This window comes from Lactobacillus sp. (assembly GCF_014803895.1).
On the sequence record NZ_JAAVAU010000032.1, the window covers coordinates 11,552 to 31,445 of the forward strand.

General features: G+C 33.7%; 24 protein-coding genes. 6 read left to right on the forward strand and 18 right to left on the reverse strand.

All coding sequences use genetic code 11. The annotated features are described in order from the left end of the window. Positions 1 to 194: 194 nt before the first annotated feature. Positions 195 to 1,118 (forward strand): BadF/BadG/BcrA/BcrD ATPase family protein, encoded by a 924-nt coding sequence (locus tag HDR40_RS09055; protein ID WP_290628382.1) that lies wholly within the window; start codon positions 195 to 197, stop codon positions 1,116 to 1,118. Positions 1,119 to 1,180: 62 nt separating this feature from the next. On the opposite strand, the gene HDR40_RS09060 is transcribed toward HDR40_RS09055, so the two are convergent. The 3 genes from HDR40_RS09060 to HDR40_RS09070 are packed head-to-tail and all read right to left on the reverse strand — an operon-like array spanning position 1,181 to position 2,609. Then, the gene (locus tag HDR40_RS09060; RefSeq protein WP_290628383.1) at positions 1,181 to 1,624 is read right to left on the reverse strand and encodes a GNAT family N-acetyltransferase; all 444 of its coding nucleotides are present in this window, start codon (positions 1,622 to 1,624) and stop codon (positions 1,181 to 1,183) included. Positions 1,625 to 1,626: 2 nt separating this feature from the next. Next, a complete protein-coding gene (locus HDR40_RS09065; RefSeq protein WP_290628385.1) occupies positions 1,627 to 2,154 on the reverse strand; it encodes a GNAT family N-acetyltransferase in 528 nt (175 codons plus the stop codon). Further along, positions 2,154 to 2,609 (reverse strand): MarR family transcriptional regulator, encoded by a 456-nt coding sequence (locus HDR40_RS09070; RefSeq protein ID WP_290628387.1) that lies wholly within the window; start codon positions 2,607 to 2,609, stop codon positions 2,154 to 2,156. Before HDR40_RS09070 ends, HDR40_RS09065 begins: the two co-directional genes overlap by 1 nt. 129 nt (positions 2,610 to 2,738) lie before the next feature. On the opposite strand from HDR40_RS09070, the gene HDR40_RS09075 reads away from it, so the two are divergent. Together HDR40_RS09075 and HDR40_RS09080 are read left to right on the forward strand one after the other, a co-directional pair. After that, entirely contained in the window at positions 2,739 to 3,458 is a 720-nt protein-coding gene (locus tag HDR40_RS09075) for a hypothetical protein (protein ID WP_290628388.1), read from the forward strand. A gap of 21 nt (positions 3,459 to 3,479) precedes the next feature. Continuing rightward, on the forward strand, positions 3,480 to 3,851 hold the full coding sequence (locus HDR40_RS09080) for a DUF1304 domain-containing protein (RefSeq protein WP_290628390.1): 372 nt from the start codon (positions 3,480 to 3,482) through the stop codon (positions 3,849 to 3,851). A 54-nt stretch (positions 3,852 to 3,905) separates the two neighbouring features. Here HDR40_RS09080 and HDR40_RS09085 read toward each other — a convergent pair whose 3' ends face one another. From HDR40_RS09085 to HDR40_RS09110, 6 genes are all read right to left on the reverse strand, one after another. Then, positions 3,906 to 5,207 (reverse strand): extracellular solute-binding protein, encoded by a 1,302-nt coding sequence (locus HDR40_RS09085; protein ID WP_290628392.1) that lies wholly within the window; start codon positions 5,205 to 5,207, stop codon positions 3,906 to 3,908. Between the two features lie 51 nt (positions 5,208 to 5,258). Further along, on the reverse strand, positions 5,259 to 6,551 hold the full coding sequence (locus tag HDR40_RS09090; protein WP_290628394.1) for an MBL fold metallo-hydrolase: 1,293 nt from the start codon (positions 6,549 to 6,551) through the stop codon (positions 5,259 to 5,261). Then, on the reverse strand, positions 6,535 to 7,368 hold the full coding sequence (locus tag HDR40_RS09095; protein ID WP_290628396.1) for a carbohydrate ABC transporter permease: 834 nt from the start codon (positions 7,366 to 7,368) through the stop codon (positions 6,535 to 6,537). Before HDR40_RS09095 ends, HDR40_RS09090 begins: the two co-directional genes overlap by 17 nt. 1 nt (position 7,369) lies before the next feature. After that, entirely contained in the window at positions 7,370 to 8,233 is an 864-nt protein-coding gene (locus HDR40_RS09100; protein WP_290628398.1) for a sugar ABC transporter permease, read from the reverse strand. After that, positions 8,233 to 9,318 carry an ABC transporter ATP-binding protein gene (locus tag HDR40_RS09105; RefSeq protein WP_290628400.1) on the reverse strand — a complete coding sequence of 362 codons (1,086 nt, stop codon included), beginning with the start codon at positions 9,316 to 9,318 and terminating at the stop codon, positions 8,233 to 8,235. The genes HDR40_RS09100 and HDR40_RS09105 overlap by 1 nt, the downstream gene beginning before the upstream one ends. A 323-nt stretch (positions 9,319 to 9,641) precedes the next feature. Continuing rightward, complete coding sequence (locus HDR40_RS09110) at positions 9,642 to 10,472, reverse strand: DNA/RNA non-specific endonuclease (RefSeq protein WP_290628402.1); 831 nt, start codon at positions 10,470 to 10,472, stop codon at positions 9,642 to 9,644. Between the two features lie 135 nt (positions 10,473 to 10,607). Between HDR40_RS09110 and HDR40_RS09115 the strand changes: the two genes are divergently transcribed. Beyond that, on the forward strand, positions 10,608 to 11,432 hold the full coding sequence (locus tag HDR40_RS09115; RefSeq protein WP_290628404.1) for an aldo/keto reductase: 825 nt from the start codon (positions 10,608 to 10,610) through the stop codon (positions 11,430 to 11,432). A gap of 42 nt (positions 11,433 to 11,474) precedes the next feature. On the opposite strand, the gene HDR40_RS09120 is transcribed toward HDR40_RS09115, so the two are convergent. From HDR40_RS09120 to pnuC, 7 genes are all read right to left on the reverse strand, one after another. Continuing rightward, complete coding sequence (locus HDR40_RS09120; RefSeq protein WP_290628406.1) at positions 11,475 to 12,437, reverse strand: exonuclease domain-containing protein; 963 nt, start codon at positions 12,435 to 12,437, stop codon at positions 11,475 to 11,477. A 1-nt stretch (position 12,438) separates the two neighbouring features. Then, entirely contained in the window at positions 12,439 to 13,239 is an 801-nt protein-coding gene (locus tag HDR40_RS09125; protein WP_290628408.1) for a Sir2 family NAD-dependent protein deacetylase, read from the reverse strand. A gap of 4 nt (positions 13,240 to 13,243) precedes the next feature. Next, a complete protein-coding gene (locus HDR40_RS09130; RefSeq protein ID WP_290628410.1) occupies positions 13,244 to 13,885 on the reverse strand; it encodes a DUF421 domain-containing protein in 642 nt (213 codons plus the stop codon). A 2-nt stretch (positions 13,886 to 13,887) separates the two neighbouring features. After that, positions 13,888 to 14,337 (reverse strand): DUF3290 domain-containing protein, encoded by a 450-nt coding sequence (locus HDR40_RS09135; RefSeq protein WP_290628411.1) that lies wholly within the window; start codon positions 14,335 to 14,337, stop codon positions 13,888 to 13,890. 1 nt (position 14,338) lies between these two features. Further along, on the reverse strand, positions 14,339 to 15,613 hold the full coding sequence (gene pepT / locus HDR40_RS09140) for a peptidase T (protein ID WP_290628413.1): 1,275 nt from the start codon (positions 15,611 to 15,613) through the stop codon (positions 14,339 to 14,341). A 74-nt stretch (positions 15,614 to 15,687) separates the two neighbouring features. Then, positions 15,688 to 16,200: a PAS domain-containing protein gene (locus tag HDR40_RS09145; protein WP_290628415.1), complete on the reverse strand. Its 513-nt coding sequence runs from the start codon at positions 16,198 to 16,200 to the stop codon at positions 15,688 to 15,690. A gap of 79 nt (positions 16,201 to 16,279) precedes the next feature. Beyond that, positions 16,280 to 17,050 carry a nicotinamide riboside transporter PnuC gene (gene pnuC / locus HDR40_RS09150; protein WP_290628417.1) on the reverse strand — a complete coding sequence of 257 codons (771 nt, stop codon included), beginning with the start codon at positions 17,048 to 17,050 and terminating at the stop codon, positions 16,280 to 16,282. Positions 17,051 to 17,344: 294 nt separating this feature from the next. On the opposite strand from pnuC, the gene mscL reads away from it, so the two are divergent. Further along, entirely contained in the window at positions 17,345 to 17,764 is a 420-nt protein-coding gene (gene mscL / locus HDR40_RS09155; RefSeq protein ID WP_290628419.1) for a large-conductance mechanosensitive channel protein MscL, read from the forward strand. 19 nt (positions 17,765 to 17,783) lie between these two features. Here mscL and efp read toward each other — a convergent pair whose 3' ends face one another. Beyond that, positions 17,784 to 18,353, reverse strand: a complete 570-nt coding sequence (gene efp / locus HDR40_RS09160) for an elongation factor P (protein WP_290628421.1) — start codon at positions 18,351 to 18,353, stop codon at positions 17,784 to 17,786. A 14-nt stretch (positions 18,354 to 18,367) separates the two neighbouring features. Continuing rightward, the gene (gene coaA, locus HDR40_RS09165; RefSeq protein ID WP_290628423.1) at positions 18,368 to 19,207 is read right to left on the reverse strand and encodes a type I pantothenate kinase; all 840 of its coding nucleotides are present in this window, start codon (positions 19,205 to 19,207) and stop codon (positions 18,368 to 18,370) included. A 91-nt stretch (positions 19,208 to 19,298) separates the two neighbouring features. Between coaA and HDR40_RS09170 the strand changes: the two genes are divergently transcribed. After that, on the forward strand, positions 19,299 to 19,859 hold the full coding sequence (locus tag HDR40_RS09170; RefSeq protein WP_290628425.1) for an SGNH/GDSL hydrolase family protein: 561 nt from the start codon (positions 19,299 to 19,301) through the stop codon (positions 19,857 to 19,859). The last annotated feature ends 35 nt before the right edge of the window (positions 19,860 to 19,894 follow it).

Sequence of the window (19,894 nt, forward strand, 5' to 3'; positions counted from 1 at the left end):
ATTATTCCCTTGTACTTTTTTTAAGTTTATTTTATCATGCTAAAAATGATAAAGTATTAAAAAGGTTAATAGGTTTTGTTTATTAACCCTAGACCATACATATAAAATTATAATATAATGTATGCGTTCACAAATTAATCTTTTTAGGTTAAAATAAAACTTTAAATTTTAAATAGGAGAATTGATTTTCTATTATGATGAAATACATGATTGGTATTGACGCTGGTGGTACTCACTCCACTGCTATCGCCTACGATGAAAACGGTAAAGAATTAGGTCGTGCAGAAAGCGGTCCAGGTCAAATTAATAACGATTACGAACTTGGCTTAAAGAATATCGCTGCTGCAGTTAATGAACTACGTGATAAGATCGACGGCGATTGTATGAAAGTTTTAGCAGGTATTGCAGGATTATCTGTTGTTGGTAACGCTCCAGAAGTAGCTGCTACCATCTCTTCAATGGTTGGCAACATCCCAACTCGTGCTATTACTGATTCACTTTTAGCTCTTTACAATGGCTTAGAAGGTGCTGACGGTGCTTTAGTGATTGCTGGTACTGGTTCTGTTGTTAATGGTCGTCAAGATGGTTCATTAATTACTGTAGGTGGCTATGGTTCATTACTTGGCGACGAAGGTAGTGGTTACGCTATTACTAAAGCTGCCCTCCAAGCTGCATTATTAAAATGGGACAGACGTGAAGAGAGCTCATTAGTTGATCTTTTCGTTAAAATTTGGAATTTAGATTCAATGAATGACGCAGCTGCTAAATTTTATACTATGACTAGTCCTGAAGTTGCTTCAAATGCAGTTGAAATTGCTAAACTTGCTGATAGTGGTAATGAAGAAGCTCGTAATATTATCCAACAACAAGCTCACTTCCTTGCTCGTGATATTATCATGTGTCTTGACCGCTATGAAGATCCAAAACCAATGCGTGTAGCTTTAACTGGTTCTGTACTTTCTAATAACGCCATGATGCGTTCATTCATGGAAGATGAAGTTAAAGAAAAATACCCAGACGTTATCTTCAGCGTTTCAAACGGCGAAAATGCACGTGGTGTTATCTTCGACAAGAGTAAGGATTACCGTTACTTCACTAATCATGAAGATGACAAATAAAATTCATTTATATCTAAAAAGGTTCGACACATTTCGTCGAACCTTTTATTTTACACAAAAATCTACAGTTGTTTTCTCATACCAATATGCTTAACTCCACCTTCTAAAAAGTAGTTACCTTCAGTTTCGTAACCCAATTTTTCATAGAATTTTTGAACATATGCTTGAGCATGACAAAAAATACTATCTGCATGAAGTTCATTTTTTAAATACTCATGAACTGCCTCTAACATTTTTTGACCTAAATGTTCCCCGCGAGCTTTTTCAGAAATTACTACGCGTCCTAAAGTCCACACACCTTGATCATTTTGAAAAATACGACAAGTAGCTAAAGCATCTGTTTTATCAGTATTTAATAAAAATACATGGATTGACCTCAGATCTTGATTATCTAATTCAGGTAAAGTAATTTTTTGTTCAGCTACAAAAACTTCACTTCGTAAGCGAAAAATACAGAAAGCTTCGCGTCCCGACATTTCATTAATCTTTTTGAATTCAAACTTCATATTTAAGCCTCGTCAGTTAAAGTTTTTACCAAAATATAATCAGTCTGCGGATCATTACCTACAACAAAGGTATGTTGACTAACGCGTTTAAAACCATCTTTGTTGTAGAAATTTTGAGCATTAAAGTTATTTTCCCATACACCGAGCCACATATTATCTTTATTATTTTCACGGGCAATTTTTTCGGCTAATTTGATCAATACTAAGCCCAGACCACGGTGCTGATATTCGTGAGTTAGATAGATTCGCTCTATTTCTAAAGCATTTTCCGCAACATCTTCGCTCTGAGCATCTGCTTCATTTACTTTTAGATAACCCACAACTTTATCATCAACTAACAAAAAGAAAAAGTGGCTGTTAGGATTTTTAATTTCATTAAGTAATTTTTCTTCAGCATAAGTTTTATCTAAAAATTCTGTCATGTTTTCTGTACTATTATCAGCACCGAAAGTTTCTTTAAATGTTAAACGTGAAATTTTTTGAAGTTCTTTAACATCCTCAGTATCAACTTTCTTAATCATATAATCCATTAGTAGCCTCTTCTCCCACCGTTTTTAACAAAATTCCAGCTTCGTGAAGTATTACGTTCCACTTTGGCTAACAATTCATGTAACTGTTGTTTTTCATTTTCTGAAAGACCAGCTAAAGAGGTTTTATTAGAATAAGCATTCTCTTTTTCAATAACTTCTGCCATTCTCAAGCCTTTATCGGTTACGAAAAGACGCTTGATTTTTTTATTTTTTTCATCAGCTTCTTTGTGAACTAATCCTTGTTTTTCAAGTTTTTGAATACTACGAGCAGCTGTTGTACGATCAACATTCAATAAATTAGCCAATTGATCAGAGAACAAACCTGGATATTCTTTGATTCGGACTAAATATAAATATTGACCTCTGTTAAGATTAATTTTTTTAAATTCAATATTGGCAATAGAATCTAGTGCCCGGGCAATAGTTCCTATTTGATGTAAAATATCTTCGCTCATACTCTATCTTCCTTTCAAAATTATTTTATCTAACAATTGTTGTACTTGCAACGATTATATTTATATTTCTGGTCAATTTTTTTGATGGGAGTAAAATATAAAGCATAATTTATATATGGAGGTATATTTATGCATAGTTTTCTTAAAAAACTGGCGACTACAGTAGGGATAATATTTATTGTTTTGGCTGTTTTGATTTTAATTGATGCCCTCAACATTCTTCCTGGACCTTGGGGACAACATCTTGGATTAACATTTTTCTTTTTAGTTATTTTTATCTTTCTAATTCGTTGGCGTTTAACATTTTTAGCCACTTTGTTTCTTTCCTTCATCATCATGCTACACAAAACCGGTATGGGAATGACTCACGTTTCGAACTGGACGATCCTCGGGATTGCAATTCTTATTGGGATTGGTCTTTCCCTACTTTATCATCCATATGTTCGTTACATTCAACGTTTAATTAAAGGGGAAGAGCCGGTCCCTTTCAGCACTTTGCAAGAGCGGGATGATGATGCAGATGCAATTACAATTTATAGTCGCTTGAGCGACACTAGTCGAACTATTAGTGGCGAATTTGAAAAGATTAAAATTAATGCTAAATTAAGTAATTTAGATCTACACATGGATCAGGCTTTATTGGCTACACCAACTGGAAAAATTAATATTAAAGCAGAATCCAGTGACTTAATTTTATACATCCCCTTAGAATGGAAAATTGACACGGACAAGCTTCATAAAATTTCTTCAACAATTAACTTCAATGGCCCGGAAAATGGTACTACTAGTAAAGTTTTGTATATTGATGGCGATTTAATTAAGAGTACTTTGACAATTACTCGAGTATAAAAATAGAAAGTGGGATATCTTATGTCTACATTCAACCTCATCGGAATTGTCCTAACTTTTATAGTTGGAATTGAACATATAGGAATTTGTTTTTTAGAAATATTTGGTAAACCTGAAATGCAAGCTAAATCCTTCGATATGGATGTTAACTTCCTTCGTCAAAAAGCAGCTCGAATATCAATGGCTAACCAAGGCATCTATAATGGTATGCTGGGTCTTTTAATTATCTTGGCTTGGTTTATATTTCCAATGTACTATCTTTTAATAGTCTGGCAATTACTATTATTTTTCATTGTAATAGTCGCAATTTTTGGTGGCTTTACTGCAACTAAAAAGATCTTTGTAGTTCAAATGTTACCGGCGTTAATTGCTTTAATTTGCTTATTGATTTAATTTTACTAAAAAAGAGTAGTCTCAGGACTACTCTTTTTTGGAGTTAATTTTATTTTATTGGTTCCACGTACTTTGAAGTTTTGTTTTACCAGCTTCAATTTGTGAATTCCAACTCTTACCCTTCTTAGCTTGCGCTAAGATATTTTGCATAATTGGATTTAATTCAGTGTAAGCAGCATTACTATTAGTTACTACTGGAACACTGTATAAGTTCTTCATTGCTTTACTCAATTGAGCAGGAACTTTACTCTTAGTAGAATTCTTATAAGCAGATGAATTAATTACAGAGTTAGTTACTGGGATATAACCAGTTTGATTTGCCCATGTTAATTGTTGTTTCTTACTCAATAAGAACTTGATATACATAAAGGCAGCAGTTTTTTGTTCAGCAGTGCCTTTATTAAACATATAAATATCAGTACCTTGTTGCATATTATATTTTGAAGGACGAGGTGCAACGCCATATTGGAACTTATTACCTACACCCAACTTCACAAAACTTTCACCTGCACTAGTACCAACAAACATTGCAATCTTTTGATTAGAGAAGTCAGTTGAAAGGTACCCATCTGAACCGGCAGTCTTAAAGTAACCAGCCTTAACGCCATCTGCATAATAGTTGATAACTTTCTTAGACTTAGAACTTGTAAAGTTTAAATTCTTAGTAAAGTTCTCTCCTTCATCTTTCATGCCTAAAACATAGTAGTTAGATAGAGAATCAAATCCAGCACCAACAACCTTGCCTTTACTCTTCTTGTAAATAGTTTGGGCTGCTTTCTTTAATTCATCCATTGTCTTAGGAACTTTAACACCATACTTATCTAATAAATCCTTATTGTAAGTAAGCATTTCTACAGACTTATTAAATGGAATACCATATTGGGTATTGTTGATCTTAGCTCCATTTAATAATTCTTTTCTAATATCACTCTTGGCAGCCGAACCCCAGCCAATCTTGGTGTTGTTAATATAGGGGGTCATATCAACTAATCGCTTAGAGTTAGCCGCATTGATCAACCAACCCGGATAAGCTTGAGTAATAGTAGGCAAATTATTTGGGGATTGCAAGGTAGAATTAATCTTAGCTTGTAAATTTGTATAATTCCCTTGGTTCTCAAGCTTAATAGTAATCTTAGGATTCTTCTTTTCAAATTCCTTAGTTAAGCTCTTTAAAGTCTTTTCTTGAGTTCCACTCATACCATGCCAGAAAACTACAGTGGTCTTCTTAGTGATTTTAGTAGCAACCTTAGCAGAACTACTACTATTATTACTACTACTCTTGTTTGAGCAAGCAGTAGTACCTAAAAGAGCTAAAGCAGCAATGCTGATAGCAGCTAACTTTTTAGTGAACTTCATTAGATCCTCCCATAAAATAAAATATAAAATACAACAAATAAATTATTAATTTTAACTAAGAGTGAAAATTTCTCCACGCTTAGGTAAAACCCGTTCTCCAAATGGGTTTTCTTCTAATTCTGGATGCAATGTGTGCACCGGAGCCAAAATCTTTGGCTCAAAACCCGCAATAATTTCTTTAAGTTCCTTTACATCCGCATGCCCCGAACAGCGCAATGCCACGAACTCAATACCATGCTTTTCAAAACCTTCAACAAAAGGCTTGTAAGCAGGATCAAAATCGCCAAGTGGTTGAGCATTACTATGAATATAAAGCCCACCCTTTTGCAACCTATCATAATCCCCAACTGCTTGCCAGAAGAATTGATGATCATCAGCGAGTAAATCATCATAACTTACTTCTAACTCAGGCTGAAGATCAGCAATTTTTTCTTCTCCTGGCAAGTAATAATACGCCACATTTTTATCAAGAGCATTCTTCAATAATTCTGCTCTCTTGGCATGTAAAACTACCTTTCGTGGCGAATCAGAAATTATACGTAGAATTCTCTCAACATTGGTCAAGTAAGTATTAAAAGTAATCTGACGATGAGGATTATCTTTCTGATATTGGACGATTTGAGCAGTTAACTCATTTTCATCCTTAGGTCCTTGGAATTCCTCTCCGTTTTCTTCGGGGAAAGATACTCCCGTACCTTCAATAATCAACATGTCACATCCCTTACCCTTAGCCATAAATTCACGCACCCCATCAGGATGATAGCCATGCAAACGAATATCACCAGTATGGATAATCGTCTTATCAGGCGTGCGGATAATTAACCCCGTAGCACCATAAGCATCATGATCACTTGGCACTATTTCCAGGGTAATATCTCCGACTTTGATTGGTTCATTTAATTTAGCTGCAATAATAGGCCTAGTATAATTCTTTGCTTTACCTGCAGCTGGTAAGAGAAAGTCGCCATCTTCATTTAAAGCTGGTAACAAATTAGCAGTGATGGGACCAGCATATAAAGGAATTTCTGGTGCAAGTAAATTTAAAGCTTTACTGTGATCTAAGTGAACATGAGAAATATATGCTGCACTATGTTCCCACCGATTATGATCAATTTCTTTACCAGTGACTTTGGGATCATAGAAGTTAGGTACATCGCCGATTAATTGATTTTTAATCAAAACCTCGTAAGTTTCATCTTCTAAACTTAATCCTAATTCAGGACGATATACTTCACCTAAATCAAAGAGTACATGTGATTTATCATATGCAACTTCAATCATCGGTCCACCAATTGTGGTCAATCCATTATAAAAAGTCACTGTTGTTTTAGGCTTTAAGGTCATTTCGAACTACCCCGTTAATAATTTGTTTTCTAAAGATAAAGTAAATAATTAAGACCGGTAAAACTGTCAAAGTAGCTGCAGCTAACTGTAATTGCGTTTGAGCACCAGCATCACTGGCAAATGCCGACAAACCATTGTTCAACAATCTCATATTGTCTTCGTTAGTTACCAATAATGGCCACAAGAATGAATTCCAACCTGAGATAAAACTCAAAAGAGCTACCGTAATTAAACCACCTTTAGACATTGGTACTAAAATTTTCCAGACATATTCCCAATCCGAAGCGCCATCAATCTTAGCTGCCTTATAAATAGTGGGAGAAATGGCTGTGAAGTAACTTTGAAGATAATACATATAGAAAATTGAAGTTAAGAATGGCAATACCAAACCTAGGTAAGTGTTAAGTAAGCCCATTTGAGCAATAGTATTGTAGTTGGTAAAGATAATGGCTTCACCAGGAACCATCAATAAAGATAATAGAACCAGTTGAACAAACCCTTTACCTTTAAACTTCAAACTAGTCATTGCAAATGCACCTAAAATTGAAGTAAAGAAGGTAACTACCGTCGTTACGGTTGCCGTAATAAAGGTATTCAAAAAGTATCTCGCAAATGGTGCCTGTTCAAAAACTTTTTGATAATTACTCCAATTAAAGCTCTTAGGAATAATTGTTGGTGGGATGGTGGTAGTTTCTTGATATGACATCAATCCACCTAAAATCATATAGATAAATGGGAAGACGGTGATTATGGCAAAGATTGCGATAAAGAAATAAACCAAAATCATACCCCAACGAAATTTACTCTTTTTCTCCATCTTAGCTATTCACCTTCTTCATTAATTTTCTTTGTAAATAAGTTACAAATAAGATAAATATGAATAATACTACCGTTGCGGCCATCGCTACACCTGGAGTACCAACAATTTGGAACTTATTATAAATATAGAATACAGCTGTCATTGCTGAATTACCGATACCTGCTTGACCATTGAATAAAGCATAAACTTGTGTATAAATCTTGAATGCCCCAATGATATTAACAGTTAACAAGAAGGCAATAGTTGGTATAAGTTGTGGCAAAGTAATTCTCCAAAATTTTTCTCTGTCACTAGCTCCATACATATTAGCTAAAACATAGTAATTTGGATCGATATTTCTTAAAGCTCCCATCAAAATAACAATATTAAATGCGAGGGACGACCAGATACCAAAAATAATTAATGATACTATACTCAAACTTGGATTATCTAACCAATCTGGTTGTGGCAAATGAACAGCCTTTAATAAAAAATTAAGCAATCCATATTCGCCATTAAAGATGTATCTAAAAACAATACCTATAGCAATAGTACTAGTAACATATGGCATAAAGAACATTGTCTCAAAAAAAGCTGTATGCTTAATTTTAGAAAAGATAAACCACGCTAATCCAATGGAAATTATCAATGCAACTGGTACAGCGACAAAGGCATAGATTGCTGTATTTCTTAATGCGCGCCAAAATTCCGGATCAGCAAAGATATACTTATAATTCTGTATTCCATTAAAGTGCATATCAATTAGCGGTCCACCTTGAAAACTCATCCAAAAGGCTCTAATAATTGGCCAAATACTGAATAAAGTTACAAAAATTAATGATGGAGCCAGAAAGAGCCAAGCTTTCTTTTGATTCTCTTTCATTAGTAAACACGCTCCCCATTATTTTTAAATAAGAATGCCCTATTTAAATTCATATTAAGGCTAATCTTATCACCAGCACTTACAGTTTGTTCTAAGTCAATCAAGGCACGTTCTTGCATATCATCATGTGTAAACTTAACTACACGCTCACGTCCAATTAATTCAACATCATCTACTACTTCATTCAATAAACCATTGTCTGTAATAGAAAGATTTTCTGGGCGGATAGCTAAAATATACTCTCCATCTGCTAACCCATCTTGTAAGCGACTTTGATCAAGTTCACTAACTGGAAACTTAAATCCTTGCCCTTCAATATATCCGTTTTCTACACTAACTTTAAAATTATCAATTACAGGATTTCCAATAAAGTTAGCAACAAATTGATTAGCTGGATCTAAGTAAAGTTCTTGACCAGACGCATCTTGTTGAATGACTCCTTCATGGAAAAGAATAATCTTATCTCCAATTGATAAAGCTTCTTCCTGATCATGAGTAACGAATAAAGTAGTAATTCCTACTTCTTTAACTAAAGAGCGAATTTCTTCACGAATCTTCAATCTTAAACGTGCATCCAAATTACTCAAAGGTTCATCCATTAATAAAATTTGTGGTTCTTGTACTAATGCACGAGCAATCGAAACACGTTGTTGCTGTCCACCAGACAACTTCCCTGGCTTTTGGTCAGCCAAATCTTCAATATGAGTTAGCTTCATGAAACGCTGAGCAATTTTTTTAGCTTCATCTTTCGATTTTTTATTTTTTCCCACAGTCATTGGAAACATGACATTTTGTAAGACAGTCATATGTGGATATAAAGCATAGTTTTGGAAAACATAGCCAATATTACGATCCTTAGGTTCAACGTTTAACATAGACTTGCCATCAACTACAATATCGCCTCCAGTAGGATTTAATAATCCGGCAATCATATTCAAGGTAGTTGTTTTACCACAACCACTTGGACCCAACAAACAAACTAAGTCACCCTTCTTTACTGAAAAACTTACTGACTTAATTGCTTGGTAGCCGTTTTCGTACGTTTTTTCTAACTGTTTTACTTCAATAAAATTCTCGTTGCTCATTTATCTCCCACTACTATATATAGATTAATTTAATTTTATTCACCACAAATTGTATGATAAATTGCCTCTAAGCACAAACTTTTTTTCTATAAAAAATTCGGAGTTTGTCAAGTCTATATTAAAAAATATATAAATGTTTCACAAAATAGAGGCTAAAGCCTAATATTAAGTGTAAAACATCAATAATAAATCGTGTTTAAATACTTGCAATGATTTACCTCTTCTAAACGGTAGACCACAAGATATTGATTTGAGAAAGAAAACCGAACAATAAAAAAGTCATTGTTTACTAAACAATGACTTTTTTCATTTCAAAGAATGATTTACTCAGTTACACGCATATTATGATCAACCTTAGCTCTACCATTAGCGTAATTAAAAACATAATCTGGTTGCACATTAAAGATATATACATTGAAGTCTAAATCCCCTTCTACAGAAATTGCTTGCAAATTAATTCCACGTGCCATTAATTCATTTCCTCTAAAAATTGGGGTAGCTTGATAAATTACCTTATCCCCTTGACGTAAAGCCTTACGTACTTTTGATTCAAAAATAGTTTGAATTTTCTGATTGGTAAACGCACTCTGAGTAAATAAATTCTTAGGATTGTTCTGATCACCTGATTTATTACCCGGGTTATAATTTCCATCTTGATCAATTCCGGCAGAAACTGAATAAGCAATCAAATGTCCGCGATTATAAATCTGCACGCCGTTACGCTTATTAGAATGCCAGCCTGTTGGGTCTATATATTGGCGAACACGTAAACTTTGATCCGCAACATTTCTTTTTTCTAAAAATGCTGTATTAGACGAAGAAGTTCGGTTTAAACTATCCAAATTAGAGTAGATAACTTTATTAACTTTCCATGCGTTTTTTATCAAAGTAGAATGGTCATTATTTACATACACATATGCCTTGCTACCGCTCTTAAAATCTAATTTAGCTAATTTTTGATAATCTGTCTTTGATAATCCACCATATGATGTATCAGCTGTATTCGCCTTGTTAACTATATTTTGAGTGGAATTAGAATTACTATTAGATGGTCGGCTCCAATTATATACAGCAACTATAACGGCTATAAAAATTACGATCCAACTAATTATTTGCTGATTTTTCTTACTTTTTCGACTATTTCTCTTTGCCATAAATTTCCTCCGCTTTGATACAAAAAATATTATACCTACTTCTAAAAAATACGTCAGAAAAAAGAATAAATTTTTCTGCAAATTATGATTTGATTGTTACAATAATAGTTGAAAGAAAAGAAAGGATATATACATATGGAATATTTTAATCTAAATGATGGTAATCGTATCCCTAAAATTGGATTTGGAACTTATAAATTAAAGGGCGCCAGTGGCGTAGCAGCAATTAAGTCAGCCTTGAATGTTGGCTACCGCCTCCTTGATTCAGCTGTTAACTATGAAAATGAAGGAACAGTCGGTGAAGCAATTCGGGAATCTAGCGTTGCCCGGAGTGATATTTTCGTTACTTCTAAACTTCCTGGTCGTCACCACGACTATAAAGAAGCTATTGATCAAATCAAAGAATCACTCTTTGCTTCTGGCTTAGATTACTTTGACATGTACTTGATTCATTGGCCTAACCCTAAACACGGAACATATGTAGATGCTTGGCAAGCCTTAATTGATGCTCAACGTTTTGGTCTTGTCCGTTCAATCGGTGTCTCCAACTTTGAACCAACTCATTTAAGAAAAGTAATTGCCGCAACTAGCGTTACACCTGCAGTTAACCAAGTAGAACTTCACCCATATTGGTCAAGTCGTGATATACGCGAATTTGATAATAAACATGGCATCATTACTCAAGCCTGGAGCCCACTTCGTCGTGGAAATGAAGTATTTGATGCTCCTGTTATTAAAGATTTAGCAGACAAATATCATAAATCTTCTGCTCAAATCATTTTACGTTGGGAGACACAAATGAATGTAGTGCCAATTCCCAAAGCAAGTTCATATACCCATCAAGAAAATAATATTAATATTTTTGATTTTGAATTAACTGATACTGAAATTGCTTCAATTTGTGCTTTAGATGTTTTAAGTGCACGCCGCTTCGATCCAGAAGAGCATGAGGAAATGTAATCAACAAAAAAAGGAATTCGTTAACCAACGAATTCCTTTTTATTATGAGCGAGCCCAATTATCAAGCATATTTAAGAAAAAGTTTTCCGACCAAATACGAACTTTTTGTCCATTTTTCTTTAAAGCCTTAGCCTTATTTAATTCCACAATATCGGTTCTAAAACGATCATGATCTCCAATTAAAACATAATCAGTATCGCCACCAACTTCATCTTGAATAATTCCACCTAAATTCTTAATTACAGTAGTTAATTCAAATTCATCAAGTTCCAAATCCCCCGCTATCACAATTGTCTTATTTCTAAAAGGACTTCTAAATACTTGAGTTTGCTTAACAATATCTGGCCATTCCTGTGTTAAATCCATTGTTTTAATCATTTCGTGAGCTCTAAGAAAATGATCTTGCTTAAATTGCTCATGGAATTTGTCAAAAACCTTTTTAGTATCTAAACAATCATCTAAGCCTCGATGTTCTTGACTCTCCGCAATATCTAAACGTTTCATACAATCAAGCAATCGATTATGTTTTTCACTTGGATAAAAACTACGCGCTAAACGATATACATCAACATAATCATTACTTAAAATTGGAAGATTGAACTTCTGTGCTAAATCATAAACGAAATTTAAATCAAAGTTAACGTTATAACCAACAATTGGGTCGCTCCCAATAAAATAGCGATACTTCTCAATCGCTTCTCTAACTGGCATCCCTTCAGATTCAATTTTTTCTTCATCAATCCCATTTAATTTAGTAATAAATGGGGGTACATAATTAGAATCTGGAAATTTTACCAATTCAGAAAAGGTAGCCACTACTTCTCCATGTCTAACCTTTAACCCACCCATTTCGGTGATACGGTCACGCCAAGGATACAGTCCAGTAGTTTCTACATCAATCAATGTATAATTTTCTGGAAAGCCCGGCTTTTCAATTCCCTTAGCACGAATTTTATGTTGTAAACCAGGAATATTTAAAACTCCCTGAATAATTGAAATACTCATTTTATCTCTTCAATCCCTCTAATAATTTTTTACTATTTGTATTAAACCCAACAGCACGATTGTCAATTGTTTCTGGTAATTCATCTTGGCTTAAATCAGCTGCCACATACTTCCAACTACCGAATTGTTCAACTAGCTTAGCCATTGGATCAAGCAATTGTGGACTGGTTAAATCAACCCCCAATTCTAATACTACAACTTTCTTCTCTTCATTCTTAGTTAAGAACCAGCGAAAACGAGTATTAGCATCTTCATCTGGGAAAAAATGAGAATTAAGCGGCATATGTAATTCCATTTCAGAATTACAATCTTCACATTTAGGCACTTCACCCTTACCAATAAGGTAACTTTTAACTGCCTCTATATCAGAAATTTGCCCATGATTTAAACCACTAGAACATTGCATTCTAGTCCAATCACCAAAAACATTAAAAATTCTTTTTTCATTAAAGCCAGCTTTTTCAAAAAAGTGACCATAAGTACTAGTTGCAATAAAGTAATTCTTCTCCTTTAAAATATTTAACAGAACCTTCATTTCAGCACTTGGTTCATATTTTAAAGAATAACGATCAATTAACTTACTCCAGAACTTCCACTGCTCATCCCAAGAATCAAACTTCTTATCTAAAGCATCCGCAATCGTCTTAACATGATATTTTTCAGCTACTTCAGGATAGTCTTGAGCAAAAGTTTCATCACTAAGCATGTCAAGTCCTTCCATTTGTGCAAAACCATTGCCCGCTGTCACAATCACCGCATCTGCTTCGTCTAACCATCTTTTTACATTTTCAATCTTATTCATAATATTATTTTTTCTTTCTACTGTATCCAATAAACTTTAACTTGCCTTGATTGTATTCAGCCAAAAACACATCTTCAATATTTTCAAAACCAGCCTGGTCAGCTTCTTGGCGCAACCAAGCATCTGACTTATGAATTAATTCTAAAACATCCTCGTTAATTTGTCCGTCACTAACGATTGGAAAGCGAATATTAGCCTCATCATTTTCAATTACGGTTAGTTGACCATTTTGTTCAAAAATACAGTTTTTAACTTTTTCTACACTGTAAATACCGCGACTACGTAATTTGAACATTAATTCATTGGCAGAAATTCCCGCCTTCATACAATTAGCTACTAAAACCTCGCCATTTTTAATTACTTGAACTGGTTTCCCATCAACTAAATTTCTGATCCAACGATTATGTTCACGCGCAAACTTAAAAATAAATACAACTAACGTCCAGACAATCAATACTAACAAAAATTGCAAGACAGTAATGCTAGAATTATAAATCATCCCACCAACAATACCACCAAGAACATAATTTTGTAACTGATCTAATGCAGTTGTTGGTGCTAAATTTGTCTTTCCAAAAAGATTAATTTGTAAAATCAATGTTAGCATTCCCAAAGCAAACTTAATAAATAACTCTGTATAATTCATTTCTACTTCCTTATGTCTACCTTATGATCGATTACATGAGCACGCGTTAAAGTATAGCTATTATTATCATCATTCAAATGTAGTTGATAGTCAGTATTTTTAGAATTTATCCTAACTATCATGCCATCTTGCAAAGTAGTATTACTTACTAAAACATCACTATTTTTAACCCTATGATCAAGTGCAACGGCTTTTATAAAAGGTACAATTTGTGCTGCTTGCGCTTTTTGAGCACTTGTTTGCACATATTTTTCATATTGAGTTCCTGCAAAAAGCATTAAAAATAATAAAGCAATAATCCCTAAATCACGATAACGCGTCGCAAATCGATCGCGTAGATATAAAATGGCAAAAATAATCATTGCGAAGGCTGCAATAATCATTAGAATATATAAAGTTGTTCTATCTTTAGTTTGATTATTTTGAATGTAGTTTAAAGTGTAAAAAGTCATTTTAGTACTTTCTTTTTAAAGTAGTCTCATCTCGCTGAGTGTCCATCTCAAGATGAGTTTTAGCAATTTCAACTAATGTTTTAGCAAGCTGGGTCATGCTTTCAGTTGTCACATACTCATAAGGACCATGGAAATTAGCACCCCCATTAAATAAATTAGGAGTTGGGATGCCTTTTTCAGAAATAAAATCGCCATCAGTCCCACCACGAAATGGAATAATCTTGGGTTTGATTCCTAAATTCTGATAAGCATGTAAGACTAGATTAACTACGTAAGGATGTTGCTTGATCAAATCACCAGGACTACGATATTGGTCGTACATCTTAATCTTTACGCGATTTGCACCATACTTTTGGTTTAAATTGGTAACTATTTCGTTGACTAATTTTTTCTTAGCCAAAAAACTATCAGTATCAAAGTCACGAATAATTAATTCAATTTGGGCATGGTCAACATTCCCATTGTTAGAAAGAATCATAAAATAACTATCAAAATCTTTACTATTTTCTGGAACTTCTTCCACAGGTAGGGCATTGATAAATTCACTCGCCATTAGAGTTGCATTGACCATTAAGCCATAAGCTTCTCCTGGATGGACAACTGTCCCCTGAAAATCAATTTTCGCGGCAGCGGCATTAAACGTCTCATAGGCAATATCGCCAATATCTCCATTATCCAAAGTATAGGCAAATTCTACTGGAAAACGACTAACGTCAAAGCGTGCAGCTCCTTTACCAATTTCTTCATCGGGCCCAAAAGCAACCCAAATATCACCATGTTTAATATTAGTATTTTCAACTAAATATTTGAGCATCCCTAATAATCCTGCAATACCGGCTTTATCATCAGCCCCTAATAAAGTATCACCACTTGCAGTAATTAATGTTTCTCCTAGATGCTTCTTTAAACTTGGAAATTCTTTGCTAGATAAAGTCAAGCCATGTCCTAGTTCAATATCTTCACCATCGTAACTTTCATGAACTTGCGGTTGAACATTTACCGCATTAAAATCAGCCGTATCAACATGTGCTACAAAACCAATTGGAGTAACCCTCTTATCAGTGTTAGTAGCCAATTTACCAACTAGATAGCTATCCTTATCAGAATAAGAAATATCTTTTAATCCCAAATCTTTTATTTCTTGGGCAATAAGATTAAGTAACTCTACTTGACCCGGAGTAGTTGGGATAGTACTACTATTTTCGTTTGAACGAGTATTTACTTTACAATATTCAATAAATTTTTGTTGAATATATTTACTATCATAATTAGTCATAGCTAGCTCTCCTATTTTAATTATAATTTAATATTATCAAAGTTATACTAACAAAAAAAGACTGCCACCGCAGTCTAAGTCCATTCCTCTGATGCCCCCGTATCTGCATCAGTTTCTAGAATATTTCGAGGATTATTGGGATCATCTACCAATTTTTGACCTGTTTTTTCAAGGTAAAATTTAATTAATGGGTAAATATCCTGACTTTCTATTGCCATCCCTGAAAAATCTTTACTTTTATCTTCCATTCGATAATATGAATCAATTATAAAATGTGTTTTAGTGTTACCACTATTACTTTCATAAATAACCTTTTCGCCATCTTTTAATTTATCAAAAATACGGTTTATCTTTTTAGCTTCATCACTATCTTCTAGATATGTTCCTAATTCTTGACCAATTTCATCTGGGCTATAATTTAAGTTTAATGGTTGCTTATAGTAACGCAATTTTTTCTCTTGATCCACAAATGAAAGGACACTAGTACTATTTAAAAAACTGTTAATCTCATCAACTGTCATTAAACCTGCATTTAGCCTAATATAATCTATATTTTTACTGTTTCTTTCAAGCCAATTATTTTTCAAAAATTTCACCTCACTTATTATTCTACCAAGTCCAAAAAAGAAGTTGAAACTACTTGTTCCAACTTCTTCTCATAATAAACTATTCGCTAATTTGCTTTAAGCCTGCACGTTTTCTTCCTAAATTGAACCATGGAGAAACAGTAAAAGCTAAAATATCATTAATTACATAAATCATTGAATTAACTGCCATAGCTAAAGTTGCGTCACCTTGTGCAAATGTAATTCCCCACAAAATAAGTTGAAAAATACCAGATGCTAACCACCAGAAGTATTGGTTATTATAACGCATAAAGCACATAATCCCAGCAGTTAATGAAATCGCAAAACTAATTGCATCAATCCACGGACGAGGATCATTAGTAAACTTACCAATTAAGTAACCAGAAACTGCATACACAATCAAAGTTCCTACAATCGCTATAATCCATTGCTTTACACCAAATTTACGCAAATGATTCTTAGTATCGTCATTCCAAGATTTTACAGAGATAATAATTGGTAAGTCTAAAGTTAAAACATACGCAATTTGTTCAAAAATAGAAAGATAATTTTTAGCTGCTAAACCTGTATAGATAAAACAAGCTGCCGAGATCAAGCCTAACCAACCATTAATTGCCTTAGTAGCGTTAATTGCAAGGACACAGAGTGTGCCTAATAATGTACCAATAAAAGTAATTACTGTTAAAAAAGTAATTTTATTTTGAATTAAGATTGCTAATTGGAAACCAAAAGCAAAAAACCATAACATATAATTTTGAATTGGCCATCCATGAAGTTGTTTAAACAGCCAAACGAAATAATTGTCTTTTTTGGTAGACTTTGAACCATTGAGTGATGCAGATTCTTGCATTACTATTCTCTCCTTTTATACTAATAGGTTCACAATACCTGTATTTGATACATACTAGATATTGTGCCTTATCCGCATTTTTTATCAAAACACATCGATATCTAGTATAGTGGTTAATTTTTTTAAAACAAGGGATTGACAAAATCTACAAATTATTGAGTACCTATTAGACCGGGGCCGCAAGCAAAAATAAAAAATTTAGGCTTTAAATTTGATTTTTCTTTAATAATTCTTTATAATTCTCTATACAAACTTTAATTTTAATAGAATATTTTTATGAAAGAGGAACAAGCTATGCTGAAAGAGTTTAAAGAATTTATTTCTCGTGGCGATGTTATGGACTTAGCAGTTGGTGTGATCATTGGTGCCGCTTTTACTGCAATCGTCAATTCTTTAGTTACTAACTTGATTAATCCTTTACTTGGACTTTTCATTGGAAGAATTGATTTGTCTAACTTAGTTTTAAAAGTGGGCGATGCTACTTTTAAATATGGTAAATTCATCAATGCCATTATCAACTTCTTAATCATTGCCTTCATCGTATTCTTATTGATGAAAATGGTAAATAAATTAATGCCTAAAAAAACAGAGGAGCCAGAAGAAGAAGCTCCAAGCCAAGAAGAAGTTTACTTACGTGAAATTCGCGACTTATTGGCTAACCAAAAATCTCAAAGTGAAAATGATAATTTCCATACACAAAAAGAAGACCTTTAAAAAGGTCTTCTTTTTACTTTTAGAACTTATCAGCACGAGCCTTGTAGTCACCATTTTCAGTACCAATGACTAACTCTTCGCCTTCTTTAATAAAGTCAGGCACAGTAACAACTAAACCTGTTTCCATTGTTGCAGGCTTACCACCACCAGCGGCAGTTGCACCTTTAATTTCAGGTTGAGTTTCTACAACTTTCATTGTTACAGTAGATGGCAAGTTAATACCAATCAATTTACCATCATCGGTGAACTTCAAGTCAACATCAATGTTAGGCATTAAGTACTTAGATTCTGCTTCCAAGTGTTCCTTAGGAATCATATATTGTTCATAAGTATTAGTATCCATGAAGATATAGTTAGTTTCATCATCGTATAAATACTGTGACTTAATCAAAGAAACTTCCACTAATTCTACCTTTTCTGTAGGACGCATCGTCTTATGAACAACAGCACCAGAGATAACATCACGTAAATCCATTTGCATCACAGTATTCCCTTTACCAGGTTTATGGTGGTTACTCTTTAATACTTCGATTAACTTGCCATCTTGGCTAAAAATCATACCTTTTTTTAATTCAATTGCTTGGGTCATCCTATTTTCCTCCTTTAAATTTTACGTAAATAAATATCACTAACTGAGTGATCATAATTTTTTCTTAAAATCATATCAGCTCTTTCTTTAGTGGGAGCAATATACTCGTTTAAATTTTTTAAATTTACTGTCCGCCAAACTTCATGAGCAAAGTTATCTGCCTCAGTAAGTGGCTTATGTGCCCACTGATAGAAAAAATTACCTGGATTATCTTTATTTAATTTCATCATTTGGTGAAAACGTTCCAAGTACCAATTTTCTAAATTTTCTCGACTAGCATCTAAATAAATACTAAAATCCACAAAATCATTAGGCGATAAATTATTACCCGGGGCTTTTTGAAGCATATTGATTCCCTCAATAATTAAAATATCAGGCTGATCAATATACTCTATTTTGTCAGAAAGATCAGACAATTCATGAGAATAGACGCGGTAAGGTATATTTCTTGTACTACTTTTCACGGCCGCCAAAAAGTTCGCCATACTCTCCCAATCAAAAGATGATGGAAAACCCTTCTCATCCATTAAATTTTTAGCTTTTAATTCACTATTTGACATTATAAAGCTATCTGCTGAAACTACTTGAATTTTTCTAGTAGAATTATATTCAACCAACTTATGTCTCAATTCTTCTGCAAAAGTTGACTTTCCAACAGAAACTGAACCCGCTACACTAATAATAAGCGGTGAGGCTAACCAAGTTTGCTTCAAAAAATCTTCTTGCATTTTTTGTGCTTGTTTTAAATTCTCTTCTTTCATACTGAGAATCTTAATAATAAATTGCCATTCATTACTTGGAGGTATTAAATCACCCCACTTTTTAGCTGTTAAGTGTACAAACCGATTTTGCAAATCCGGTCGCCTTCTTTCCTAAAAACGCTTTACTAGTATTTTTCCCCCATTCAGACTAACATAATTATTAATAGAAAGAAATGATGATAATATGCAAAACATAATTTTATATGGTGATTCCATTTTAGCTGGATTTCAAAATGGACATCCTACTAACTTAGTTACAGATGCTCTTCAAACTAACTTTCCTAATTATAGGATCCTGAATCAGTCAATTCCTGGCGCTACTACGGAAGAGGGGTTAGATTTTTTATCTTTACGAGTAACAGAGAGTAACTATGAGGCGGTTGTCTTGGGACTAGGAACTAATGATTGTAGTGTTCGATTAGGTTTATCTCCAGGGCATTATGCTGCAAATTTAGATAAATTAGTTGATAAAATAGGTAGAGATAAAGTTATTTTAATGGGTCCCTCATATACTAATTGGAAAATTGCCGAAGACCACTCCTGGCCACGCACCCTTCAATTTCAATTAGTTGCTGAAGAATGTGCCATGCATAACTATCTCCCATTTTTAAATCTTGCAAAGGTAATGGAATCTACTTCTACTCCCAATAAATTTTTAGAAGATGATGGCATTCATTTAAATAATGAAGGAATTATTTTTTTAACCCAACAGCTTACCCCACTAATTCAAAAAGTTATTTCCTAGGAAATAAAAAATCAGCTGGTATTCCAGCTGATTTT